General features: G+C 66.4%; 21 protein-coding genes. 8 read left to right on the top strand and 13 right to left on the bottom strand.

Features of this window, described 5'->3' with window-relative positions:
* Positions 1–138: 138 nt before the first annotated feature.
* The 6 genes from QE394_RS10105 to QE394_RS10080 form a co-directional block, all read right to left on the bottom strand.
* Positions 139–1,203: a Gfo/Idh/MocA family oxidoreductase gene (locus QE394_RS10105; protein WP_056080540.1), complete on the bottom strand. Its 1,065-nt coding sequence runs from the start codon at positions 1,201–1,203 to the stop codon at positions 139–141.
* Between the two features lie 136 nt (positions 1,204–1,339).
* Positions 1,340–3,055, bottom strand: a complete 1,716-nt coding sequence (locus tag QE394_RS10100) for an ABC transporter family substrate-binding protein (RefSeq protein WP_056080536.1) — start codon at positions 3,053–3,055, stop codon at positions 1,340–1,342.
* A gap of 46 nt (positions 3,056–3,101) precedes the next feature.
* Positions 3,102–5,351 (bottom strand): ABC transporter ATP-binding protein, encoded by a 2,250-nt coding sequence (locus tag QE394_RS10095; RefSeq protein WP_261618976.1) that lies wholly within the window; start codon positions 5,349–5,351, stop codon positions 3,102–3,104.
* Entirely contained in the window at positions 5,348–6,328 is a 981-nt protein-coding gene (locus tag QE394_RS10090) for an ABC transporter permease (RefSeq protein WP_056080531.1), read from the bottom strand. Before QE394_RS10090 ends, QE394_RS10095 begins: the two co-directional genes overlap by 4 nt.
* Positions 6,329–6,330: 2 nt before the next feature.
* The gene (locus QE394_RS10085; protein WP_056080526.1) at positions 6,331–7,314 is read right to left on the bottom strand and encodes an ABC transporter permease; all 984 of its coding nucleotides are present in this window, start codon (positions 7,312–7,314) and stop codon (positions 6,331–6,333) included.
* A 355-nt stretch (positions 7,315–7,669) separates the two neighbouring features.
* The gene (locus QE394_RS10080) at positions 7,670–8,275 is read right to left on the bottom strand and encodes a helix-turn-helix domain-containing protein (RefSeq protein WP_349034425.1); all 606 of its coding nucleotides are present in this window, start codon (positions 8,273–8,275) and stop codon (positions 7,670–7,672) included.
* 124 nt (positions 8,276–8,399) lie between these two features.
* Here QE394_RS10080 and QE394_RS10075 point away from each other — a divergent pair, with 124 nt between their 5' ends.
* The 5 genes from QE394_RS10075 (at position 8,400) to QE394_RS10055 (ending at position 12,391) form a co-directional block, all read left to right on the top strand.
* Complete coding sequence (locus QE394_RS10075; RefSeq protein ID WP_056080520.1) at positions 8,400–8,957, top strand: NADPH-dependent FMN reductase; 558 nt, start codon at positions 8,400–8,402, stop codon at positions 8,955–8,957.
* A 239-nt stretch (positions 8,958–9,196) separates the two neighbouring features.
* Positions 9,197–10,063, top strand: coding sequence for a hypothetical protein (locus tag QE394_RS10070; protein ID WP_235501514.1), 867 nt, complete (start codon positions 9,197–9,199; stop codon positions 10,061–10,063).
* Between the two features lie 70 nt (positions 10,064–10,133).
* Entirely contained in the window at positions 10,134–11,426 is a 1,293-nt protein-coding gene (locus QE394_RS10065; RefSeq protein ID WP_349034424.1) for a PLP-dependent aminotransferase family protein, read from the top strand.
* Positions 11,427–11,472: 46 nt separating this feature from the next.
* Positions 11,473–11,901, top strand: coding sequence for a universal stress protein (locus tag QE394_RS10060; RefSeq protein WP_045732676.1), 429 nt, complete (start codon positions 11,473–11,475; stop codon positions 11,899–11,901).
* A 151-nt stretch (positions 11,902–12,052) separates the two neighbouring features.
* Positions 12,053–12,391: a hypothetical protein gene (locus tag QE394_RS10055; RefSeq protein WP_056080514.1), complete on the top strand. Its 339-nt coding sequence runs from the start codon at positions 12,053–12,055 to the stop codon at positions 12,389–12,391.
* Between the two features lie 23 nt (positions 12,392–12,414).
* Here QE394_RS10055 and QE394_RS10050 read toward each other — a convergent pair whose 3' ends face one another.
* From QE394_RS10050 to QE394_RS10030, 5 genes are all read right to left on the bottom strand, one after another.
* On the bottom strand, positions 12,415–13,011 hold the full coding sequence (locus QE394_RS10050) for a phosphatase PAP2 family protein (protein ID WP_056081594.1): 597 nt from the start codon (positions 13,009–13,011) through the stop codon (positions 12,415–12,417).
* A gap of 46 nt (positions 13,012–13,057) precedes the next feature.
* Positions 13,058–14,593, bottom strand: a complete 1,536-nt coding sequence (locus QE394_RS10045; RefSeq protein ID WP_056080510.1) for a dihydrolipoamide acetyltransferase family protein — start codon at positions 14,591–14,593, stop codon at positions 13,058–13,060.
* Positions 14,594–14,600: 7 nt separating this feature from the next.
* Positions 14,601–15,581, bottom strand: coding sequence for an alpha-ketoacid dehydrogenase subunit beta (locus QE394_RS10040; RefSeq protein ID WP_261618972.1), 981 nt, complete (start codon positions 15,579–15,581; stop codon positions 14,601–14,603).
* On the bottom strand, positions 15,581–16,822 hold the full coding sequence (pdhA, locus tag QE394_RS10035; protein ID WP_056080504.1) for a pyruvate dehydrogenase (acetyl-transferring) E1 component subunit alpha: 1,242 nt from the start codon (positions 16,820–16,822) through the stop codon (positions 15,581–15,583). Before pdhA ends, QE394_RS10040 begins: the two co-directional genes overlap by 1 nt.
* A gap of 149 nt (positions 16,823–16,971) precedes the next feature.
* On the bottom strand, positions 16,972–18,090 hold the full coding sequence (locus QE394_RS10030) for a histidinol-phosphate transaminase (protein ID WP_200937799.1): 1,119 nt from the start codon (positions 18,088–18,090) through the stop codon (positions 16,972–16,974).
* A gap of 160 nt (positions 18,091–18,250) precedes the next feature.
* On the opposite strand from QE394_RS10030, the gene QE394_RS10025 reads away from it, so the two are divergent.
* Complete coding sequence (locus QE394_RS10025) at positions 18,251–18,676, top strand: phage holin family protein (RefSeq protein ID WP_349034423.1); 426 nt, start codon at positions 18,251–18,253, stop codon at positions 18,674–18,676.
* Positions 18,677–18,916: 240 nt separating this feature from the next.
* Positions 18,917–19,843, top strand: a complete 927-nt coding sequence (locus QE394_RS10020) for a hypothetical protein (protein ID WP_349034422.1) — start codon at positions 18,917–18,919, stop codon at positions 19,841–19,843.
* 18 nt (positions 19,844–19,861) lie between these two features.
* Here the strand turns inward: QE394_RS10020 and QE394_RS10015 are convergent, their stop codons facing one another.
* Together QE394_RS10015 and QE394_RS10010 are read right to left on the bottom strand one after the other, a co-directional pair.
* Positions 19,862–21,232 (bottom strand): hypothetical protein, encoded by a 1,371-nt coding sequence (locus tag QE394_RS10015; protein ID WP_349034421.1) that lies wholly within the window; start codon positions 21,230–21,232, stop codon positions 19,862–19,864.
* The gene (locus QE394_RS10010) at positions 21,232–21,534 is read right to left on the bottom strand and encodes a hypothetical protein (RefSeq protein WP_056080493.1); all 303 of its coding nucleotides are present in this window, start codon (positions 21,532–21,534) and stop codon (positions 21,232–21,234) included. The genes QE394_RS10015 and QE394_RS10010 overlap by 1 nt, the downstream gene beginning before the upstream one ends.
* A 160-nt stretch (positions 21,535–21,694) precedes the next feature.
* Here QE394_RS10010 and purB point away from each other — a divergent pair, with 160 nt between their 5' ends.
* Positions 21,695–23,137: an adenylosuccinate lyase gene (gene purB, locus QE394_RS10005; protein ID WP_261618969.1), complete on the top strand. Its 1,443-nt coding sequence runs from the start codon at positions 21,695–21,697 to the stop codon at positions 23,135–23,137.
* The last annotated feature ends 9 nt before the right edge of the window (positions 23,138–23,146 follow it).

Genomic DNA, 23,146 nt, shown 5'->3' with positions numbered 1-23,146 from the left:
CATCCTCTGCGTGCTGCGCCCCATCGGCACCCTCGCCTCGCAAGCTCGGCCAGGGAACCCTGCCGCTGTGGGCCCACTTCGTCGCTTTGACGCACGCTGCCGGATGCCTGTCGTTCGGCGTTCGGCTTTTTCGGGCACTTACGAGGCGAGCTCCCGCGCTTTTTCTATGACTCGTAAGACCTCTACCGCGTCCTCCGGGTCTACCGGGAGGGGCAGGTCTGATGCCGTGCCGCCGTCGAGGATCTTGTCTGCCAGGAGGCGGTAGAACTCCGGGTAGTTGCCCCGTTCGGTGGGAAGCCGGTCCAGGTGGCCGTCGCGCCCCAGGACGCCCGCCCAATCGGGTGCCTCCACGCCGTACTCCTGGTCCAGGGGGCTGCCCCCGGCCACTATGAACGGTTCCTGTGGGTCCACGCCATGCTTGGTGAAGCCGCCCACGGAGCCCAGCACCCGGAACCGCGGGGCCTGCTGCGCGCACAGCATGTTCATGCTGAGGTGGCTGAGCACCCCCGAGTGGTGGCGAAGCACCAGGAAGACGTCGTCGTCGGCCCGCTCGTCGGAGCGGCGGGCGTGCAGCTCCGCATGGGCCACGCCGGCCGGGCCGAAGAGCTGCAGGGCCTGGTCGATCAGGTGGCTGCCGAGGTCGAAAAGTGCGCCGCCGCCGTCGGACGCTGTTGCCCTGGCCTTCCAGGCCTTGGCGATCGACGGCGTCCACCGCTCGAAGCGGGACTCGAAACGCAGCACCGTGCCCAAGGCCTCGGCCGCCAGCAGCTTTTGCAGGGTGAGGTAGTCGCCGTCCCAGCGACGGTTCTGGAACACCGTCAGGGTCCGGCCCAGGTCGCGGGCCAGCGAGACCAGTTCCTCCCCTTCGCCGCTGGAGATGACGAACGGTTTGTCCACCACCACGTCCAGCCCGGCCTCCAGGGCCGCCTTCGCCAGCGGATAGTGGGTTGCCGGCGGGGTGCCCAGGACCACCAGGTCCAGGCTGTCCGCCCGCTCTAGGACGGCACGCCCGTCCGGCACCGTCCGTACGCCCGGGTAGCGGCCCGTCGCCGCCGCCTGCCGGTCTGCGTTTGAGGTGGCCACAATATCCAGCGAATACCTGCTGTCCGCGTCCAGCAGCGGCGCGTGGAAGACGCTGCCGGAGAGTCCATAGCCGACGACGGCAGTACGGATTGTGCGTGGCTTAGCTTCAGTTCCGGTCATGCAACCAACGCTACTCCGCAGCGCGATCCAGCACCCTTAAACCAAACGCCCTCCCACCATCCGCCGCCGAAGCGGACGAACAGTGGGAGGGCGCTGGCGCGCTATCCGCAGGATGCGGGGGAACGCCTAAAGGGTGTTACTTCTTTTCCCAGCCCAGGGTGGTCCAGTCCGGAACCTGGGACAGGCTCTGGAACAGCGACGGGCCGTAGTTGGCCAGTCCCGTGCGGACGAAGGAGATCTGCGGGCCGTTCATGACCACGCCCATGGAGAAGTACTTCGCCATGTGCTCCTTTTCGACCTCCATGGCCGCCTTGTTGCGCTCTGCGTTGTCTTCGATGGAGGCGAGGTCGGCAATCTTCTTGTCCAGCTCGGCGTCGCCCAGCTGGTTCTCGTTGGTCTTGGAGTCGTAGTACTGCTTCACGGCGTCGGTGGCGTCCGGGCCCACGGTGTAGCCCGAGACGCTCATGTCGAAGTCGCGGCCACCGATGACCTTGCCGAAGTCAGCGGAGGCGCGCTGGTCGATTCCGACGTCCATGCCGCCGGCCTGAAGCTGCTTCTGCAGGGTCTGCGTGAAGGCAAGGGTGGTGGGATCGTCACCGAAGTTGCTGATCTTGAAAGCGGCAGGCTTGCCGTCCTTCTCCATGATGCCGTTGGCGTTGGCCGTGTAGCCGGCGTCCGTCAGAACCTTCTTGGCGGCATCTGCACCGGTTTCCTTCACCGGGTAGTTGTCCTGGTAGTACTCCGAGAACGGCAGGAGCATCATGGAGCCGGAGCTCGGCTCTTCCCAGTTCAGGCCGTTGAAGCGGACCTTGCGGAGCGCTTCGCGGTCGACGGCGGCGAAAATGGCTTCGCGGACGGCGACGTCGGTGACCTTCTGCGCGTTAATGTTCATGCCGCCGGCAAAGAGGCGCTGGCCGCGGCGGACGTCCGCGTCCTTGGTTCCCTCCAGCTGCTTGTACGGAGTGATGGTGTTAGCGGAGACGGCGTCAATTTCACCGTTCTTGAAGGCGGCGATCTGGGCGCTGCTTTCCAGCTGGCGGAAGGTGACGTTGGCCAGGACCGGCTTCTTTCCCCACCACTTCTCATTGGGAACCAGGGTCACCGTCTTCGCGGCGGAATCGTACTGGTCCAGCTTGAACGGGCCTGCCATCCACTCTGCGTGCATGTTGCCGTTGAAGCCTTCGTTGAACACCTCCGGGCTGTTCACGGCCGGGTGGATCAGGCCGAAGAAGAGCGAGTCGATCGGGTAGACCGGCTGGGTGGTCTTGACGATGACTTCCTTGTCGCTGCTGCCGGCCTCAACCGACTCGACGAACTGGTAGGCGCCGGAGCTGACGATGTCGTAGCCGTTGTCCGGGCTCTTGAGGATGTTCCAGGTGTTCTGGAACGCCTTCACGTCGATGGGGGTGCCGTCGTTGTAGGTGGCCTTGTCATTGACCTTGATGGTGATGGTCTGCTTGCCGTCCTTGACCTCGCTGTCCACGGACTCGCAGAAGTCCGTGTTGGGCGTGACCTTTCCGGTGAAGTCGACCTTCCAGCAGCCACCCATGCCGCCGCTGTTCATGGCGACCGGGTTGATGGGTACCTGCAGGGCGGAGTTGTCCGCGCTGTTGCCGTTGTTGGAGAACCCGTTGAAGTCCGGGCCGATGTTGCCCAGCGGAAGGGTGACCTTGCCGCCCTGCTCAAGATCGGCTGCCGGCTTCTCGTTGATGCTGATCAGCTTGGACAGGTCGCTGCCTGCCTCCTGCCCCTTGGCTGTCTCCGGCCCCGTGGAGCCGCCACTGCCGCAGGCGGTCAGCGCCAGAGCCGCAGCAATGGCTGCAGCTCCGCCGATCCTGTTCAGATTCCTCATGGTTTTCCCTTCATTGATGCGGATGGTGCGGGTGGGTCGGCTAAATCTAGGGTGCATGGTGTTCCGCCTGGTCGTGGGTCACCAGCATGTCTTCGTCCAGTTCCCCGTCGGGGAAGAAGCAGGCGAAACGCTGATCCGGTGCCGGCGCCGCGGGTTCCAGCGCCTGCGCCGCCGACGACGGGGCCACGGCTTCGAGCGGCGGTTCCAGGGTGAGGCACTTTTCCTGCTTCGCGGCAGGAAGGGCGGCAAACACCGGGCAACGGGTGGCAAAGTTGCAGCCCTTGGGGGCATCCAGTGGCGACGGGAGGTCGCCCTTGAGGATGATGCGTTCCCGGGTGCGTTCCACGTGGGGGTCCGGCACCGGGATGGCGGACAGCAGGGCGCGGGTGTAGGGGTGGCGCGGGTTGTCGAACACGCGGTCCACTTCGCCCATCTCCACGATCTTGCCCAGGTACATCACCGCCACGCGGTTGGAGATGTGCCGGACAACGGAGAGGTCGTGGGCCACCAGGAGGTAGCTCAGGCCCAGTTCGGCGCGGAGCTTGTCCAGGAGGTTGATGACCCCGGCTTGCACCGACACGTCCAATGCCGAGACGGGTTCGTCCAGGACCACGAGCTTGGGATTGACCGCGAGCGCGCGGGCAATTCCGATGCGCTGGCGCTGGCCCCCGGAGAACTGGTTGGGGAACCGGTTCACGTGGTCCGGCTGCAGGCCCACGAGCCTCATCAGCTCCATGATCCGTTTCCGGATGGCCTGGCGGTCCAGGCCGGCGTTCTGCAGCGGTTCCGCGAGGACCTCGTACACGGTGAACCGCGGGTCCAAGGCGCCGGTGGGGTCCTGGAACACCATCTGCAGTTCGCGCCGCATGGCGTTCTTGGTTTTGGTGTCGGCGGCCTGCTTGTTGCTGATGCCGCCGATCACCACCTCGCCGTCCTGGTCCTTGTGGAACTCCATGATTTCCAGCAGGGTGGTGGTTTTTCCGGAGCCGGACTCGCCCACGATGGAGAAGCACTCGCCCTCACGGACGTCGAAGCTCAGCCCGTCCACTGCCTTGACCGTGCCGATGCGCCGCTTCATCAGCGCGCCCTTGGTCAGCGGGAAGTGCTTGCGCACGTCCTTGAGCTGGAGGACGGTGGCGCGGTCCTCCCTCGGGATGGCGTCGAAGCGTGATTCCGGAACCGGCGGGGCGGCAAAGATGTCGTGAACGTCCACGTCACCGCCGAGGGCAGCCGACTTGATGCAGGCAGCGTGGTGCAGGGCGCCGCCGGACACCGGTGCCAGCGCAGGTTCCCCGTCCAGGCAGGCATCGGTGGCCAGCGGACAGCGCGGAGCGAAGGAGCATCCCGTGGGGGTATGCAGGAGGTTCGGCGGTATGCCGTCGATGGGTACCAGGGAGGATTTTTCGGATATGTCTACGCGCGGGACGGCTCCAAGCAGGCCCATCGTGTACGGCATCCGGGGGTTGTAGTAGATATCGTCCACCGCGCCGGTTTCCACGGGCTTTCCGGCGTACATCACCATGATGTCGTCGGCCATGCCCGCCACCACGCCAAGGTCGTGCGTGATCATCACGACGGCGGCGCCGGTTTCCTCCTGCGCGGTGTGCAGCACCTCGAGGACCTGGGCCTGGATGGTGACGTCCAGGGCCGTCGTCGGCTCATCCGCAATGAGGACCCGGGGGTTGTTGGCAATGGCGATGGCGATCATTACGCGCTGGCGCATGCCGCCCGAGAATTCGTGCGGGAAGGCCTTGAGCCTGTCCTTCGGGCTGGGGATTCCCACCATGGCCAGGAGCTCGACGGCGCGGGCTTCTTTGGCCTGCTTGCTCATGGTGGGGTTGTGGATGGTCAGCGCTTCGATGATCTGGGTGCCCACGGTGTACACGGGTGTGAGGGAGGACAACGGGTCCTGGAAGACCATGGCCAGTTCATTGCCGCGGTATTCGCACATGGCCTTGTCGCTGAGCCCCAGCAGTTCGCGGCCCTTGAGCCGGACCGAACCGGTGACCTCTGCGGTCTCCGGAAGCAGGCCCATGATGGCCAGTGATGTCACGGACTTTCCGGAGCCTGATTCGCCCACGATGCCCAGGGTCTTGCCCGGCAGGAGGTCGAAGTCCACTCCGCGCACGGCGTGGACCACTCCGTTCTCGGAGTTGAACCGGACGTTGAGGTCCCGCACGGAGAGCACAGCGTCAGTGGGCGCGTGGAGCCCCGCTATGTGCAGCCGCTCGACGGCGTCGGCGGTGGAGTTGACCGACGCCGTGGTGCCGGATCCGGTAGTGGTTTCGCTGCTCATTTGCTCTTCTCCGCCCGGATTTTCCTGGCCTTTCGGGCCTTGCCCGTGGAACTGGAACTTGGGTCGAACGCGTCCCGCAGGCCGTCGTTCATCATGGCCAGTGAACCGGTGAGCAGGAACATCACCGTCAGCGGCACCCAGAACATCCAGGGGAAGGTCTGCACCTGCGAGGTGGCACCGCCGATCAGGACGCCCAGGCTGACGTCCGGAACCTTGATGCCGATGCCGATGAACGAGAACGCCACCTCGGCGAGGATGGCGCCGGTAACGCCGCGGGTGATGTCGAGGACCAGCAGGGAGCCGATGTTGGGGACCAGGTGCCGCCAGACGATCCGCCGCGGCGGGACGCCCATGTACTGGGCTGCCTTCACGAAGTCGCGCTGCATCAGGGACATGGACAGTGAGCGGATCAGCCTGGCGGTGCCCATCCAGCTGAACACGAGCAAAACGATGATCAGCAGCAGCCACGACGGAAGGTCGCGCTTGAGGCCGGCGCCGCCACCGCTGGTGGCCACTGCCACCACCAGGAGCGCGGGCATCATGATGAGCGCTTCGAGGACAAAGAGCATCACCTTGTCCACCTTGCCCCCGAAGTAGGCCATGGTGCAGCCGTAGACCGCGGCGATCAGGACGGAGACCAGTCCCACGATCAGGCCGATCAGGATGGAGATCCGGGTGCCTTCAACGGTCATCGCGTAGAGGTCGATCCCCGCCTGGGAGGTGCCCAGGTAGTGCTCGGCCGACGGCGGCATGCCGATGTTGAAGGGGTCGATGGTTTCTTTGTCCCAGGTGGTGAGGAAGCCGCCAACGAAGGAGAAAACGGTGAGGGCCAGGAAGATGACCAGGCCGGCCACGGCGGTCTTGTTCCGCATGAAGCGGCGGAAGATGATGGTGGACTTGGCGATGACAACGTCGGCGCTTTCCAGGTGCGCGTCCTGCGCCACGGCTGCGGGATCTACTGCGTTCAGGTTGGTCATGGTTACTGCACCCGCACTCTCGGGTCAACCAGTGTGGTTGCGAAGTCGGCCAGGATGGCTCCCAGGGCGAAGATAACCGAGCCGTACGCCAGGGTGGCGGTGGCGGCATTGACGTCCTGGAGGGAGATGGCGTCGATGCTCCAGGAGCCGACGCCGGGCCAGGCGAAGATCTTTTCGGCAAAGAAACCGCCGGCGAAGATGGCCGGGATGGTGAAGGCGATGCTCTGGGCTACCGGGATGAAGGACACGCGAAGGGCGTGCCGGGCAATGGCCTGGTTCCTGGTGAGGCCCTTGGCGCGGGCGGTCCGGACAAAGTCGGCGTTGACGTTGTCCAGGAGGTATTGGCGCTGGGCAATCTGGTAGGCGCCCCAGCCCACCAGCGTGATGGCCACTGTGGGGACGGCGTAGTGGGCTGCCATGTCCACTATCTGGGGCCAGCCGGCTTCCATCCCGGGAGTGGAAATGCCGGTGACGAAGAAAATGCGATTCCCCACCGTTTCGTTGATGTTGATGGCGCCAAGCTGCACCAGGAAGTAGGCGATGGGCGCCGGGACGATGTAGGCGAGGTAGCTGTAGGACGTGATGACCCGGTCCTGGAATTTGTACTGCCGGGCTGCCGAGTACACGCCAAGGGCCACACCGATGATGAGGGTGAGGATGATCGAGGCCAGGAAAAGCCTGGTGGAAATCCACACACGGTCACCGAACTCGGCATTGATGAAGGCGCCGTTGGGGCTCCTGCCCCAGTCCCAGCGGGTCACGACTCCGGTGAGCCACTGGACGTAGCGCTCCCAGGCATTCAGGTCCGGGTCGAGGCCCTTCAGGCGCATCGAGTTGGCCACCTGTTCGGGGGTGGGCCGGGGAATGCGTTCCTGCTCCAGCAGCGCCGGTTTGAGGGAGCTGACCGCCAGGAAATAGCCGGCGGAGGTGGTCAGGAAGATCATCACCACATACGTGATGCCGCGCTTGGCAAGGTACTTGAGCATGGGACGGCTACTTTTGCTTCGCCGCCACGTGCTGCTGCGGCGGACACAGCCAGGCCCGCCGTTGTGCCGGAATGCGGGGCAAAACAACAATCACTCGATGGTCCTTCCGTCTTCCCCGGCTGGGCGGGGGTTGTGCCGCGTCGCCGGAGTTCGTTGCCAGCGGATAGCTGGCTCCCGCAGCCCTTGCGGGCTGGTCCTGATGGACTATGTTGCGGGTCACATTCCAGAGGAAACTATCACAGCCGTAAACGCAAGATGCCCGCCAATGCCCGGAAAAGCACACGCCCGTATCAGATCGTTATGAATAACTCTGTGGAGTTGATTTGACTGGACTGATCCCGCCCTTGGGGCTAATCTAGGCCGCCCTCACCACGCGTGTGACAAGATCCCGCCAGGAATCCACCAGCCGCTCCGGCGGAACGCCGTGCCGGCGGACCAGGTCAAGGAGTCGCTCGGGGTCCAGGGCTGCGCTGAGCGACCCCGCCATGAGCCAGGGGTCGCCGTCGAACCTCTCTTCCCGCAGCAGCACCTCGATGTGACGGAGCCAGAGCGCTGCGGCGGGCACCTCAAACCGCCCCCGCGAGGCGTTCTCGGCGGCGAGGACCAGATCGCCGAATTCCACTACATAGGCAATGCGTTCGGCGCCGAAGGCGATGAGCCGGTCCAGGCCCGGCGCTCCGGGGCCAAGCGGCGGCGGGCCGAACATGAAACGTGCCTGGAAGGCCGCCTCGGAGTCGTTGAGCAGTGTCAGCATGAGGCCGGCCCGGCTGCCGAAGCGGCGGAAAACTGTCCCCTTGCCCACGCCGGCACGCTCTGCCAGGCGGTCCATGGTGAGGCCCTCAGTTCCGCAGTCGGCAATAAGTTCCTTGGCAGCGAGCAGGAGGCGCTCCCGGTTCCGTGCGGCATCGCTGCGTTCGGCCGCTGCCGGAGCCGGCTCGGGGCGCAGTGGGATGGAGGTCACAGGATTCAGTTTAGACCCCGGGAATAATAAACGGACCATAGTCCGTTTAGTCTGGTGAAGGCATCAAGTGCCCCAGCTTTGAATAGGCCGACGGCGCTCCCGCGGCCCCTACCAAGGAGTTTCCATGACGAAGAGCACCATCCTTACCCTTGTTGGCAGCCTGCGCGCCGGGTCCACCAACCAGCAACTGGCCGAAGCCATCCAGCTCAACGCCCCCGAGCAGGTGGACGTTGTCATCCACGAGAGCCTGGGTAACATCCCGTTCTACAACGAGGACATCGACGTCGAGGGCCAGGTTCCCGCCGCCGCCGCCGCACTGCGCGCCGCCGCCAGCGAAGCCGACACCATCCTGCTGGTCACCCCGGAGTACAACGGCACCGTCCCCGCTCCCCTGAAGAACGCCATCGACTGGCTGTCCCGCCCCTTCGGCGCCGGCGCGCTCTCCGGCAAGCCCACCGCCGTCGTCGGCACCGCCTTTGGCCAGTTCGGCGGAGTCTGGGCCCAGGACGAAGCCCGCAAGGCCGCCGGCATTGCCGGCGCCCAGGTCATTGAGGACGTCAAGCTCGCCGTCCCCGGCTCCATGGTGCGCTTCGCCGAGATCCACCCCAAGGACGACGCCGAGGTTGTAGAGCAGATCAAGGGCGTCTTCGACGCACTGTCCGCAGCCGCCCCGGCAGCCTAGCGTCCTGCGCGGACCATCCGCGCAGTTCCCGCCGCGCCCGGTACGCATCTTTGCGTTCCGGGCGCAGCTGTATCCGGGGTGACCGGGCCCGTCCCCGAACTCCCGCCACCACCCCGGACTGACGTCCGCGTTCCGCCGTGACCAACTCTTGTCCCAACCGGTACCGCACGGACATCTCCGCCGGCGAGCCCGGCCGTAACGTTAATTCACTGGAAAGCCGGATGGAATTGCGGTGCAGCATGCCAAGAGAAACGGGAAACGCGGGGCGGCGGAGCGCGCGGGCAGCGGTCGCTGCCGCCCTGGTTCTTCCACTGTGGCTCGCCGCCTGCGACGGCCTCCCGGCGTCACCGCGGGGCGGTACCGATGCGAGCCCTGCCGCGGCTCCAGGCGCCGCCATGCCGGGCCCGCAGCCGCAGGCGCCGCCGCCGGCAGCTACGGCTGCCATCCCCTCCGACTCCGGCACCGCATCAGGCGGAACGTCCCCGCAGCAGCCGTCCGCGGCCGCACCGGAGGCCGCTGCCGCTCCGGTACAGGCGGGGACGGGCCAGTCCGGTTCCGCCGCCACGGCCAGCGGGGAACCGGAGCCTCGCCCAACACCGTCAGCTGAACCGCAGCCCTCCCCGTCACCGTCCCCCGCGGCCGGTCCGGAAAGGGTGCCGGCAGCCCAAAGCACCGTCACGGCCTACTTCGTCCTGCTGGACGACGGCGGCAACAACGGAGTGCGGTTCGGCTGCAATGACAGCCTGATTGGCGTGGACCAGGCGCGGCCCGCGGGCAAGGAACCGTTGCCCGCGGCAATGAATGCCCTCCTGGGGGCAGGCAGCGGTGCCGGCTTTCCGGCAACAGATGTCCCGTCCGGCCGCGAAATCTACAACGCACTGGCGGGATCGCGGCTCAAGTTCCTGTCCGGCAGCTTCGACGGGACCGCCGTGAGCGTCTATCTTTCAGGTGCACTGAGCCTGGGCGGCGTGTGCGACATTCCGCGGCTGGAAGCCCAGCTCACCCAAACAGCGTTGGCCGCCGTGGGCGCCGTCAGGGCGCAGGTCTACCTCAACGGGCGGCCGCTGGCAGAGGTGCTGCGGCTGGAAGGTACCGGTACGGGATGAGCCGGCGCCCAGTAATTCCAGGAACAACAAGTGTTGCTTTTTAGGCAACGCACGGCTGTATCCTGAGCGTGTGAGCCACGAGACACTCGACGCCGCAGCCGCGTCTCTTCCAGCCGAAGCCATTGACGCCATCGAGCGGGCGGCCACCTCCGCGCACCGCCACGACGAACTCTTTTCCGAGCGTGCCGCAAACATCAGGCAGTCGGCGGTGCGTGACGTCTTCGACATCTCGCTGCGCCCCGGCCTGGTGTCCCTGGCCGGCGGAAGTCCCTACCTGCAGTCGCTCCCCCTTGACCGCCTGGCGGAAACAGCCGCCCGGATCATCGCCGAGGAAGGGCTCACCGCCCTGCAGTACGGTGCCGGCCAGGGAACGGAGGAGCTCCGCACGCAGATCTGCGAGGTCATGGCGGCCGAAGGGATTGTGGATGCGCTGCCGCAGAATGTGGTGGTCACGGCGGGCTCCCAGTCAGCCCAGGACGTCGCCACCAAACTGTTCTGCAACCCCGGCGACGTTGTTCTGGTGGAGGACCCCACGTACGTCGGGGCCCTGAACACGTTCGAGGCGTACCAGGTGCAGGTGGAAACCGTCGCCATGGACCAGTCCGGCCTGGTCCCCGAGCTCCTCGAAGCCCGCATCGCCGCCCTCCAGCTGGCCGGAAAGAGCATCAAGTTCCTCTACACCATCCCCAGCTTCAACAACCCTTCCGGCATCACCCTTGCCGCGGACCGGCGCCAGGAGATCGTTGATATATGCCGCAATGCGAATATTTTGATCATTGAGGACAACCCGTACGGACTGCTGCGGTTCGACGGCGAACCGCTGGCCCCCCTGCGCGCTGCCAATCCGGACGACGTGATTTACATGGGCTCATTCTCGAAGATCTTCGCACCCGGCCTGCGGATCGGCTGGGCGCTGGTGCCGGAGCATCTGCAGCGGCGGTATTACCTGGCCGCGGAGGCCGTCACCCTCTGCCCGCCGGCCCTGAACCAGATGCTCGTCTCGGCCTACCTGCGTGACTACGACTGGAAGGGCCAGATCTCCACCTACCGCGGACTTTATGCCGAACGCTGCCGGGCCATGCTGGCGGCGCTGTCCGAGTACATGCCGGAGGGTGCCTCCTGGACCAGCCCGGACGGTGGCTTTTTCGTCTGGGTGACGTTGCCCGAAGGCCTGGACACCTACCCCCTCCTGCACAAGGCGATAGACGCCGGGGTGGTCTTCATTCCGGGAGCCGCCTTCACGCCGTCGGACGAGCCGTCCAACAAACTGCGCCTCGCCTTCAGCGCCGTCCCGCCGGATGCCATCCGTGAAGGGGTGCGCCGCCTGGCGCCGGTACTGCAGGAAGCGCTGGCCGCGCGGTAGCGTTGGGCTCATTAGTGCCGTCAGGAACCAAGCAAAGGAGCATTTCATGAGCGGAACCATCGTTGTAGGCGTCGACGGGAGCGGTACGGCCAAGAAGGCCGCAGAGTCGGCCCGGGACCTGGCAGCTGCGCTGGGCGCCACGCTCCACGTTGTCTCGGCCTTTGACAGCGACCGCACGGAAGTCTTCGGCAGTGGCAGTGACCAGTGGATCGTGTCCGACGCGGACGGGGCCGAGCACGTTGCCCGGACAGTGGCCGAGTCCCTGGGCGGGCAGATCAAGGTGACCTACTCGGCGGCACGCGGCCGTCCGGCAGACGCCCTGATCAAGGAAGCCCTCCGCATGGACGCAAAGATCATTGTGGTGGGAAACCGGCGCATGCAGGGCATCGGCCGGGTGCTGGGCAGTGTGGCCAACAGCGTGGCACACAACGCCCCGTGCGACGTCTACATCGCGAACACGTACGACGCCGACTAGGAGTTACGCCCGACACTCCCCGTGGTGGCACAGATCGCTGCGGGGGGTGGGCGTTCTCACGCCCAAAAAGCCCATTCAGCTACGGGCGAAACGATAAAATTAAGGGAGCCCCCAACGGTGCGGACGACAACCCACCACTAGAGGGGACCCCTTGATCACTCTTCAGCGCCGCCAGCTGGTAGGCCACGACATCCTTCTGGCCCGCCACGGAAACCACATCTGCTCCATGCGCGTGGACCGCGGCAACGGCACGGTGGTTGCGCTGCTGGATGACGGCACCACCGACTCCGCGCCGAACATGATCGCCCCGGACCTCAACCTCCCCCGCACCGTCCGCAGCGTCATGCGCGAGGACTGGAAACTGCTCTCCATCATGACCGGTGCAGCCACGGCCTGGGCCGCACTCATGGTGGGTGCCGCCGTCGTCATCGCATCCTCGATGGGCGACTCAGCCGCCGTGGAGATGATGTACGCGTACCCCGCCTACTAGCAGTTCCGGGTGGCACAAGCCGCCTACGGCACCAGCCAGAGCCTCAGCAGCCACCAGATCCCTGCCATCACCACACCGCCGAAGAGCGAGCCTGCCACCACCTGCGCCAGGGTATGGGCGCGCAGCACCACCCGTGACCAGCCGACCGCCGGGATGAGCAGCAGCAACGGTGTCCAGGCGGCGCCGAGCATCAGGACGGCGACCACGGCCGAACAGGAGATGGCTGCGGCGTGCCCGCTGATCTTCCAAAACGGGCTGACCGCGGCCAGCACCACCACTCCCCCCACGACGGCCAGCACCATGGCGATGACGCTGGTTGGCGCACCTGCTGCCGCCAGGACCAGCAATCCCGCAAGGATGGACGCCAGGGCCATGAGCAGCACGGGAAGGCGCTGCCGGCGGTCACTGACGTGATGGTCCGTGACCTTTCCCAGCCGGACAAGGACAAGCAACAGGAGCAGCGGCAGCACGCAGACGAACAGGGCAGCCAGCGCCCCGTAGGCCATCGTGGCGGGAAAACCCTCCTGGACCAGCGGGCTGATCAGCAGCTGGACGGTCACCACCACCGGCGGCTGGAGCGCCTCGGTCAGCCACCGGGCGGTTTTGTTTTTCACCCGGATAGCGCGGCCGGAGGCGGCCACGCCGGTCCCTGCCTTCGCCCCGGCCTCAGTCAAGGAGGAGCGCGGGTTCTTCCAGGATGGCCGCGACGTCGGCCATGAACCTCGCGGACAGGTCGCCGTCCACCACGCGGTGGTCGAAGGAGCCGCCCAGGGTGGTGATCCAGCGCGGAATGACCTCCCCGTCCAGGACCCACGGCTTCTGCTTGATGGTGCCGAAGGCGACGATGGCCACCTCGCCCGGGTTGATGATGGGCGTGCCCGTATCGATGCCCAGGGCGCCGATGTTGGTGATGGTCAGCGTGCCGCCCTGCATCTCGGCCGGCTGGGTCTTTCCCGCACGTGCCGTGGTGGCCAGGTTGTTCAGGGCCAGCGCCAGTTCCTTCAGGGACAGGTCCTGCGCATCCTTGATGTTGGGCACCATCAGGCCGCGGGGCGTTGCCGCGGCGATACCCAGGTTCATGAAGTGCTTGACCTGGATCTCGGCAGCCCCGCTGCCGTCCCCGCTCTCAACCCACGAGGCATTGACGCTGGGGTTCCGGGCGGCAGCCCAGATGACGGCCTTGGCCAGGATGAGGAGCGGCGAGACCCTGATGCCCTCGAAGTCCCGTGAGGCTTTGAGCCGCTTGACGAATTCCATGGTCCGGCTGGCGTCCACATCCACGAAGATGCTGACGTGCGGGGCCGCGAAGGCCGAATCGACCATGGCCTTGGCGGTCGCCTTGCGCACGCCCTTGACCGGGATAGTCTCGATCCGCTGGTCCTGCGGCTTTCCGGCCTTGCCCCAGAAGCCGTCCGCCTTGTCCAGTTCGGCGTCGCGCTGCGCCTGGTAGCTGACCAGGTCCTCACGGGTCACCTCGCCGCGGGAGCCGGTGGCAACGACGTCGGCGAGATCGATGCCGAGGTCCCGGGCGATCTTGCGGACGGGAGGTTTGGCGAGGACGCGGTTGACCAGCCCGGTGATGGTGCCACCCAGCGTGGGCCTGGTGTCCACGACGGCGGACTGGCCAGCCTGCGGTGCGGCGGCTGCCGGGCGTCCGGTGACCTCTGCCGGGGTATGCGGCTGGACCGGCTCCACTTCGGGAGCGTTGACTGTCAGCGAGTCGGCCGGCTTGACCGCCGCCGCGGCCCGCGTGGTGCGCGGACGCCGCTTGACGGCGTCGGCCTTCGGTCCCGAACCCACCAGCGGACCACCCGCCGGGGCACTGCCTTGCGCGCCGGCGTCGTTCGCGCCGTTGTCCTGGGCATCGTCAGGAAGCTTGCCGTACAGCGGCTGCGCAGGTGCCTCGGCCTGCGCCGGGGCTTCGGGCGCCCGGACGTCAGCGGGCGTGGGATCGCCCGCGACGTCGTCGCTGACGCTGATGATGGCCGTCCCGACGTCGATGGTCACCCCTTCCGGTACGAGGAGTTCGGTGACGGTCCCGGCGAAGGGGGACGGCAGTTCGACGATCGACTTTGCGGTCTCGATCTCGCACAGGACGTCGTTGATGGCGACGGCATCGCCCGGCTTGACCTTCCAGGAAACGACTTCCGCTTCCGTGAGGCCTTCTCCGACGTCCGGCAGGTTGAATTTATTCAGCGTCATGGTGTCCTCAGTAGGAGAGGGCGCGGTCCAGCGCCTCCAGGATGCGGTCGATGTCCGGAAGATAGTCTTCCTCCACCTTGGCAACGGGGTAGGGCATGTGGAAGCCGCCCACCCGGATGACGGGGGCTTCGAGGGAGTGGAAGGCACGCTCGCTGATGCGGGCCGCGATTTCGCCGCCGATCCCGCCGAAGGTGGGGGCCTCGTGGGCCACGATCAGCCGGCCGGTCTTTTCCACGGATGCGGTGACAGTATCGAAGTCCAGCGGCGAAATGGAGCGGAGGTCGATGACCTCCACGCTGTGGCCGTCTTCCCGGGCGGCGTTGGCGGCGGCAAGGGCCACGGGAACCAGGGGACCGTAGGCCACGATGGTGGCGTCGGTGCCCTCGCGCAGGATGTGGGCCTTGAAGGGGTCGCCTGAGGGGCCGGGAGCTGCGGTGTCCACTTCGCCCTTGAGCCAGTACCGGCGCTTGGGTTCGAAAACGATGACCGGATCCTGGCACTCCACGGCCTGCTGGATCATCCAGTAGGCGTCATGCGGGTTGGACGGGGTAATGATCCGCAGGCCCGCCGTGTGGGCGAACAGCGCTTCGGGGGATTCGGAGTGGTGCTCCACGGAACCGATGCCGCCGCCGTACGGGATGCGGATGACGACGGGAACCGTGAGGTTGCCGTGGCTGCGGGCGTGCATCTTGGCCAGCTGGGTGGTGATCTGGTTAAAGCCGGGGAAGACGAACCCGTCGAACTGGATCTCGCAGACGGGGCTGTATCCGCGCAGCGCCAGGCCGATGGCGGTGCCGATGATGCCGGACTCGGCCAGCGGCGTGTCCACCACGCGGTCGGGTCCAAATTCGCCGATGAGCCCGTCCGTGACCCGGTAGACCCCGCCCAGGGGGCCGATGTCCTCGCCCATCAGCAGCGACTTGGGGTTGGCAGCGAGCGTGGCGCGAAGGCCTTCGTTGATGGCCTTCGCAATGGTCATGGTGGTCATCAGTGGCCTGCCTTTGCTGCTGCACCGTGCTGGGCGGACGGTTCGTCGCCGCCGGCGAATCCTGCGCTGTACTCCTCGAACCATGCCAGTTCCTCGGCCACCAGGGGGTGCGCTTCAGCGTAGACGTTGGCGAATGCGGCCCGGATGTCCGGGTCCTCGAGGTCATGGGCGGTGCGGCGCACGTACGCGGCGAGCTCGTCGCCGTCGGCCTTGACCTTGGCAAAGTAGGCGTCATCGGCGAGGCCCTCGGCGCGGAGGTACTTCTCCAGGCGCATCAGCGGGTCCTTGGCGCGCCAGGCTTCCTCCTCCTCGGATCCGCGGTACTTGGTGGGATCGTCAGCGGTGGTGTGGGCACCCACCCGGTAGGTGAACGCCTCAATGAGGACCGGGCCCTTGCCCTGGCGGGCATGTTCCAGGGCCCACTCGGTGACGGCGTGCACGGCGATGACGTCGTTGCCGTCCACCCGGATGCCGGGGAAGCCGTAGCCTTTCGCCCGGTTGGACAGCGGTACCCGGGTCTGCACGTTGGTGGGGACCGAGATGGCCCAATGGTTGTTCTGGCAGAAGAACACCACGGGCGCGTTGTACGAGGAGGCGAAGACCATGGACTCGTGGACGTCGCCTTCGGAGCTGGCACCGTCACCGAAGTAGGCGATGACGGCAGCGTCCGGTTCGTTTCCGGCTTTGCCCGCGGCGGCAGCGAGCTTCTGGTCACGCTGGATGCCCATGGCATAGCCGACGGCGTGCAGCGTCTGCGCGGCCAGGACCAGCGTGTAGAGGTGGAAGTTCGTGTCCTTGGGGTTCCAGCCTCCGTTGGACACGCCGCGGAACTGGCGGAGCAGTTCGGCGAGGTCCACGTCGCGGGTCAGCGCCACGCCGTGCTCACGGTAGGTGGGGAAGATGTAGTCCTGCGGCTGGCTGGCCCGGCCCGAACCGATCTGGGCTGCCTCCTGGCCCGTCAGCGGGACCCAGAGCGCAAGCTGGCCCTGCCGCTGCAGGGCTGTTGCCTCGACGTCAAAACGCCTGATCCTGGCCATATCCGCGTACAGTCCACGCAGGTCTTCGGGGGTGAGCTTGTCCGCGTAGCTGCTGTACACGGGGTCTGCGCCGAGTTTTCCATCGGGGCCCAGCAACTGGACCATCTGTGCCGGGGGTTGGCCCATGACGGCTTCCGCGTCAGCTTCCCGCTGGTCGTCGACCGCTGTTCCGTCGAACTCGGTGGAAGGCAGGTGTGTGCCCATACCGTCTCCTTGCTTCCCGCATGCGGATGCAATGCAATGTCGCTGGGATATATGCCCCACAAGGAATACATTCCCGAAGCGGCATATACAATGGCTTACTGATCCTAACTTTATCTTCAGTAGGTTGGCGCAGGCCTACTTGTTAAGTGCTAGGAACCCCGGGGCGCCTTTGTATAGTTCGCACACAGCTCAAGGAACCGGGTGTTGGCTTCCTGCTCACCGATGCTGACCCGGACGCCCTCCCCGGCGAATGCGCGGACCGACAATGCGCGGGCTCCTGCCTGCTCCGCAAAGTCAGCGCTGGCCTCACCCAAGTCCAACCACACAAAATTGCCCTGCGCATCGGGCACGGCCCAGCCGAGGTCCCGGAGTCCGCTCACCACGCGGACCCGCTCGTCGACCAAGCTTTGTACCCTTCCTACAACTTGGTCGAAATTCTGCAGTGAAACAATCGCGGCTGATTCGGCTATTTGCGACACGGCAAAGGGGGTGGCAGCCACTCGAAGGTGCTGCGTCAGTGCGGGGTTGGCAACGCTGTATCCCACCCGGAGGCCTGCCAGCCCATGGGCCTTGGAGAAAGTCCGCAGGACCACCACGTTGGGGTATTTGCGGTAGAGGGCGATGCCATCCACGGCATCGGAGTCCCGGACGAACTCCTGGTAAGCCTCGTCAACGACCACCACCACGTTGGACGGCACCGTCCGGACAAAGGCCTCGGTTTCGGCGGTGGTCAAGGCGGGCCCGGTGGGGTTGTTGGGGGTGCAGAGGAGGATCACTTTGGTCCGTGCGCTGACTGCCGCCGCCATGGCGTCGAGGTCGTGCCGCCCGTCGGCGGTGACCGGGACGCGGACGCTCTCGGCCCCGGCGAGGCCCACGCTGATGGGGTAGGCCTCGAAGGAACGCCAGGCGTAGATGACTTCGTCGGCCTTGCCGTCGTCGTTCTGGCCGGCAAAGGCAGCCAGGATTTGGTTGAGGGCGCCCAGGCTGCCGGCCCCCGTGACAATGTCCGCCGCGGGAACCTGCAGGAATTCCGCGAGCGCCGCCCGGAGCCTGCTGCTGAGCGGGTCGGGGTAACGGTTGAAATCTGCCTGCCGTGCGATGGCTTCCAGGACCGCCGGCAACGGCGGCAGGGGGTTCTCATTCGAGGACAGTTTGTAACTGGCCAGTCCGTCGACGGCGGCGGGCGGCTTTCCGGCAGCGTAACGGGGCAACCGGCCCACCACCGGGCGCGGAGCGACGCCGCCGGCCAGGGTTTCAGAGGAGGTCATGAAAACTAGCCTACTGCTGTGGGTGTCCACGGATTCAGGGCTGGAGCCCGGGGTGCCGGCCGGCCAGCGGAACCCGCGGAAACCGTGGAACCCGGCCAGGCACCCCTCTCCGGAGCAGGTTTGCCAGGATGTCCAAAGGCTGTTGTGGAAGCATGGGGCCATGGGTTCCTTCATTCTTCGGGTCATCTTCAACGCAGCCGCCCTGTGGGTAGCAAGCTGGGTCCTGCCGGGCATGGACATCACCAGCACTGCCACCTCCGATGCCGTGGCACGGACCGGCATCTCGCAGGACACCGAAACCATTGGAATAGTCTTGGCCTATCTATTCATCGGCCTCATTTTCGGTGTGGTCAACGCCTTGGTGCGGCCGCTGGTGAGCCTGCTTGCACTCCCGATCACCATCCTGACGCTTGGCCTGTTCGCGATTGTCATCAACGCCGCCATGCTCTACCTGACCGCCTGGATCAGCAATTACACCCCCGTGCATCTCACCATCGATTCCTTTTTCTGGACGGCCATCCTGGCCGCGATCATCATCTCCCTGGTGTCCCTGGTGGCCGGGCTTGTGCCGGGCAGCCGGCGCTGACGTTTCCATGAACCCGTGCCGGCAGCCTTCCTGAAGGTGGGCTGGGAGGCGGCGCACTGTGGGCTTCCGCCCAAGTACCGGAAGAGCCTGAAACAGGTACCCTGCAGGTGCAGCGCCCCGGCTGGCTGCCGAAACTCCAGTACCCGCTACCCATGACCGCCCGGGGCCGCCGCTCCTAGGCTGCGAACGGGGCCGGCGAAAGGCCCGCAGCTGTCAGTTCCGGGTACGGGGGGCAAAAGAATGAAGGCACGCACAATACTGGCTGCGGCCTGCCTGCTGCTGGCGTGGCAGGCGGGACCGGCCCACGCGGATTCCGAAGCCGTGCCGTCGCCCCAGGAGGCCGCCGTTCTGGGCAACGATGTTTCCTGGCCCCAATGCGGTGGCCACCTCCCCACGCCGCCGGCGTTTGCCGTGGTGGGCATCAACGGCGGCCGGCCAACGACGGCGAACCCTTGCCTCGCGGAGCAGCTGGCCTGGGCGGATGGCAGCTCCGAGGCAGCGGCGGGAGTTCCGTCTGCCGTCTACGTCAATACCGCCGCGACGGGCCCAGTGGGCTCCTTATGGTGGCCTGTAAACAACAGCGTGATGGGCACGGACATCGAAAACCCCTACGGGATGTGCGATGGCACCGCATCCCCCGCCTGCGCATATGTCCACGGCTATGCGATGGCATACAACGACGCCGGAAGCCTCGCCGGGGCAGGAGGCGGTGCTTCCCACCGCATGTGGTGGCTGGATGTCGAGACCGGTAACAGCTGGCTGTCCAATAAGGCTGCCAACACCGCGGAGCTGGAGGGCATGACCGCCTACCTCCAGGGCGCCGGGGTGGAGGTAGGCATATATTCCACCGGCTACCAGTTCGGCGAAATTGTGGGTGAGGTGGGCCCCCACAGCAACCTCTACTCCCTGAAGAGCTGGCTGGCGGGCGCTGAATCCACCTCCAGCGCGGCGGATCTTTGCGGGGCTGCTCCCCTCAGCTCCGGCGGCGTCGTGGCACTCACGCAGTTCACCGCCGGTAACCTCGATTACAACTTCCGCTGCCCTGTGGCGCAGCCGCCGGCTCCACCGCCGGCGCTCACTCCGCCGACAGTTCCGGAGCCTGCCCCGGCGCCCGCAAAGACCCGCTCCAACCGCTACGCCGAGATTCCCGCCGCCCAGATCGCCTGAACACTGCAACAGTCATGGCTAGCGGCCCCCAAGGTGGCGTTCGTGGGCGCGGGGATCCGGCGGTGCAAGGGTAGTGGAGGGGCCCTTGGCCCGGGTCAGGGAATACCGCGTGGCCGTGGCGGCTCCCCCGGCACCAAGCACACCGCCCAGCACCGCCGTCGAGTGTACGAGCGACGGATCATTGCTCGCTGCCACCAGCCGGGCGGCGTCCTGGTACCCGCCCAGGCGGTGGCCGGGACCAAGGCCCTTGTCCCCACCGGGCGCGATCGGCGTGTCCACCGATACGGTCACCCGGTTGCGGGTTTCGGGGTTGGCGGCACCGTCGCTGCCGGGAACCCAGTCCGCCTGATGCTCAAGGTGCAGGGACTCCACCTCCTCACGGGTCTTGATCCCTGCCACCGGAGACCCTGCGGTGAGGACATACTTCACGTCGTATTGCTCCAATACCCGGGGATCCGCTGCCATGTTCATGGCATGGATGCCGCCCTGGCTGTAACCTACAGCAACCACGGGAGCGCCCTTTTCTGCTCCAGCTTCGTCCAGCGCCGCGAGGACAGCCTCATTCACTTCCCTGGAGTTGTACAGCATGGACTCCACAATGCCCGCCTCATCAAAGGGGTTGTCCCCGCCGGCGTCCCTTCCGGCAGCCTGGGTCCCCGGAACAATGACCACATAGGCCTTTTCGCCGCCGTTATCCACTTCCAGGACCTCAAGGGCTCCGGCACCGCGGGCCTCCACTTCCTGAAGCCGCTCCAACAACCCTGCAGGTGACGTGTCCAGGTCCACCTGGACCGCGTCCTGCTTCCGCAGCGTGATCTGCCGCGGGATGAAGGTTGCCACCAAAGCCATCAGGGCATCCCGGACCAAGGGGACATGCTCGTTCACTGCCTGCACCTGGGGCGCCGCCAGTTGCATCATGGCAATGACGTTCTCGGTGACGCGCCGGTCCGGAACGCCGGTGGCTGCCATGGTGCCCCACGAGAGACCGGTCTCCGTCATGGCGGCGATCCCGAGGGTCCTCCCCACGTTGGCCCGCCACTCCGCATCCTGGTAATCATGCATGCAGGCACGGACCTGGCTGCTGATCCGCTGCAGCTCCGCCCGGCTGGCCTGGACCCGCCACTGGCCGTCCCGCACGGCCGCAATATGCCCGGAAGCGGACCAGGGCGGCTGCCGGTCTGCCCAGCAGAGCTGGTCCAGGATTCGTCCCGCCTCCTGCTCCACAGCGGCCAGGTCACCGGCCAGGGTCTCCAGTTTTTCAGCGCCCGCTGTCAACTCCTCGAGCTGGACCCCGATGCCGCCGCTGCCGCCCCGAATGCTCAGGTGGCCGTCCCGCGACGCGCCGGACAGCCTGACGGGCTCCGGATAGGCATCATCCGCCGGGTCCATCAGGGCACCCTGCAGGCACTGGCGGCCGCCGCCATAGTGTCCTCAGCGTGCCGCGCGACGGCTGCCCTCGCCACCTCCAGGGCGTCGACAGCGCGGCGCAGGGCGGCGCCCTGCCGGCCCACCGTGTCCCGGTACGCCCGCCCGGCCGGCGATTGCCAGTCGAGCATCTGGATGTCCCGCAGGCAGGCCAGGGCCTCCTCGACGCGCGCTCCGCAGCGTGCAAGCCGGTTCACGAGGGGCAACAAATCAGCGGCAACGTGCTCGGCGGCGCCCGGCAGTCCATCCCCCAGGACGTTTCCCATGTGACCTCTTTCCCCGGCACCCCGGACCTGTTGCTTACCTGCTGACGGGGCCACGCTACGGAAGACGGCGCACCAGCCTAAGTGCCGCCGTCGGCCATGTGGATAAGTAACGTAAGCGGTGCACTTAAGGCGCCGCCGGAGTTCGTGAAAGAATCAGCACATGCCTGAAACTGCCGCCACAGCTGATACCCGCACGCCCTCAGGACGCCTGGCCCTCGCCGCGTCCACGGAAAAAATCGCCCTGGGCCCCCTGGACGGCCGGTACCAGCCGGCAGTGGCCCCGCTGGTTGACTACCTGTCTGAGGCAGCGCTTAACCGGGACCGCGTGGCCGTCGAAGTTGAATGGCTGATCCACCTGACCAGCAACAACGTCCTTCCCGGCGCGGGCCCCCTGTCCGCGGACCAGCAGCAGCAGCTGCGTGCCGTCGTCACCGAATTCGACGCCGCCTCCGTGGCGGAACTGGCCGAAATCGAGGCCGTGACGGTGCACGATGTAAAGGCCGTGGAGTACTACATCGGCCGCCGCCTCCCCGCCATCGGCATCGAAAACCTGACCGCCATGGTCCACTTTGGCTGCACGTCCGAGGACATCAACAACCTTTCCTACGCGCTTGGCGTCAAGGGTGCTGTGGAGGACGTGTGGCTGCCCGCTGCACGCGCCCTGGTGGCACAGATCAGCACGATGGCCGAGGACAACCGCGCAGTTCCCATGCTGTCCCGTACGCACGGCCAGCCGGCCACCCCCACCACACTCGGCAAGGAACTGGCGGTCATCGCGCACCGGCTGACCCGCCAGCTGGACCGCATCGCCAGGACCGAATACCTGGGCAAGATCAACGGCGCCACCGGCACCTACGCCGCGCACGTCGCCTCCGTCCCCGGCGCCGACTGGCAGCAGGTCTCCAAGTCCTTCGTGGAGGGCCTCGGCCTGACCTGGAACCCCCTGACCACGCAGATCGAAAGCCACGACTGGCAGGCCGAACTGTACGCCGACGTGGCGCGCTTCAACCGCATCCTGCACAACGTCTGCACGGACATCTGGAGCTACATCTCCATCGGCTACTTCGCGCAGATCCCGGTGGCGGGCGCCACCGGTTCGTCCACCATGCCGCACAAGGTCAACCCCATCCGCTTCGAAAACGCCGAGGCAAACCTGGAGATCTCCTCCGGCCTGCTGGACGTCCTGGGCTCCACCCTGGTGACCTCCCGCTGGCAGCGGGACCTCACCGATTCCTCCAGCCAGCGCAACATCGGCGTGGCATTCGGCCACTCCCTCCTGGCCATCTCCAACGTGGCCAAGGGCCTGGAGCGCCTTGACGTGGCCGAGGACGTGCTGGCCGGTGACCTGGACACCAACTGGGAAGTCCTGGGCGAGGCGATCCAGATGGTCATGCGCGCAGAGGCGATTGCCGGCGTCGAAGGCATGGAAAACCCCTACGAGCGGCTCAAGGACCTCACCCGCGGCAACCGCGTGGACGCCGCGCGGATGCAGGAATTCGTGCAGGGCCTGGGCCTGTCCGCCGATGCCGAGGCCCGGCTGCTGGCCCTGACGCCCGGCAAGTACACGGGCATCGCGGACCAGCTGGTGGACCACCTCAAGTAAGCGTTCGGG

Source organism: Pseudarthrobacter sp. SORGH_AS 212 (genome assembly GCF_030818145.1).
Classification (GTDB): domain Bacteria; phylum Actinomycetota; class Actinomycetes; order Actinomycetales; family Micrococcaceae; genus Arthrobacter.
Note: the sequence above shows the minus strand (reverse complement) of the source record. Positions and strands in the feature narration are given on the sequence as shown.

Bases quoted from the DNA above. Each gene is read 5' to 3' on its own strand.
- QE394_RS10105 (WP_056080540.1), bottom strand. From the start codon at position 1,203: ATGACCGGAACTGAAGCTAAGCCACGCACAATCCGTACTGCCGTCGTC.
- QE394_RS10100 (WP_056080536.1), bottom strand. From the start codon at position 3,055: ATGAGGAATCTGAACAGGATCGGCGGAGCTGCAGCCATTGCTGCGGCT.
- QE394_RS10095 (WP_261618976.1), bottom strand. From the start codon at position 5,351: ATGAGCAGCGAAACCACTACCGGATCCGGCACCACGGCGTCGGTCAAC.
- QE394_RS10090 (WP_056080531.1), bottom strand. From the start codon at position 6,328: ATGACCAACCTGAACGCAGTAGATCCCGCAGCCGTGGCGCAGGACGCG.
- QE394_RS10085 (WP_056080526.1), bottom strand. From the start codon at position 7,314: ATGCTCAAGTACCTTGCCAAGCGCGGCATCACGTATGTGGTGATGATC.
- QE394_RS10075 (WP_056080520.1), top strand. From the start codon at position 8,400: ATGACGAAGAGCACCATCCTTACCCTTGTTGGCAGCCTGCGCGCCGGG.
- QE394_RS10070 (WP_235501514.1), top strand. From the start codon at position 9,197: ATGCCAAGAGAAACGGGAAACGCGGGGCGGCGGAGCGCGCGGGCAGCG.
- QE394_RS10060 (WP_045732676.1), top strand. From the start codon at position 11,473: ATGAGCGGAACCATCGTTGTAGGCGTCGACGGGAGCGGTACGGCCAAG.
- QE394_RS10045 (WP_056080510.1), bottom strand. From the start codon at position 14,593: ATGACGCTGAATAAATTCAACCTGCCGGACGTCGGAGAAGGCCTCACG.
- QE394_RS10040 (WP_261618972.1), bottom strand. From the start codon at position 15,581: ATGACCACCATGACCATTGCGAAGGCCATCAACGAAGGCCTTCGCGCC.
- pdhA (WP_056080504.1), bottom strand. From the start codon at position 16,822: ATGGGCACACACCTGCCTTCCACCGAGTTCGACGGAACAGCGGTCGAC.
- QE394_RS10030 (WP_200937799.1), bottom strand. From the start codon at position 18,090: ATGACCTCCTCTGAAACCCTGGCCGGCGGCGTCGCTCCGCGCCCGGTG.
- QE394_RS10025 (WP_349034423.1), top strand. From the start codon at position 18,251: ATGGGTTCCTTCATTCTTCGGGTCATCTTCAACGCAGCCGCCCTGTGG.
- QE394_RS10020 (WP_349034422.1), top strand. From the start codon at position 18,917: ATGAAGGCACGCACAATACTGGCTGCGGCCTGCCTGCTGCTGGCGTGG.
- QE394_RS10015 (WP_349034421.1), bottom strand. From the start codon at position 21,232: ATGGACCCGGCGGATGATGCCTATCCGGAGCCCGTCAGGCTGTCCGGC.
- QE394_RS10010 (WP_056080493.1), bottom strand. From the start codon at position 21,534: ATGGGAAACGTCCTGGGGGATGGACTGCCGGGCGCCGCCGAGCACGTT.
- purB (WP_261618969.1), top strand. From the start codon at position 21,695: ATGCCTGAAACTGCCGCCACAGCTGATACCCGCACGCCCTCAGGACGC.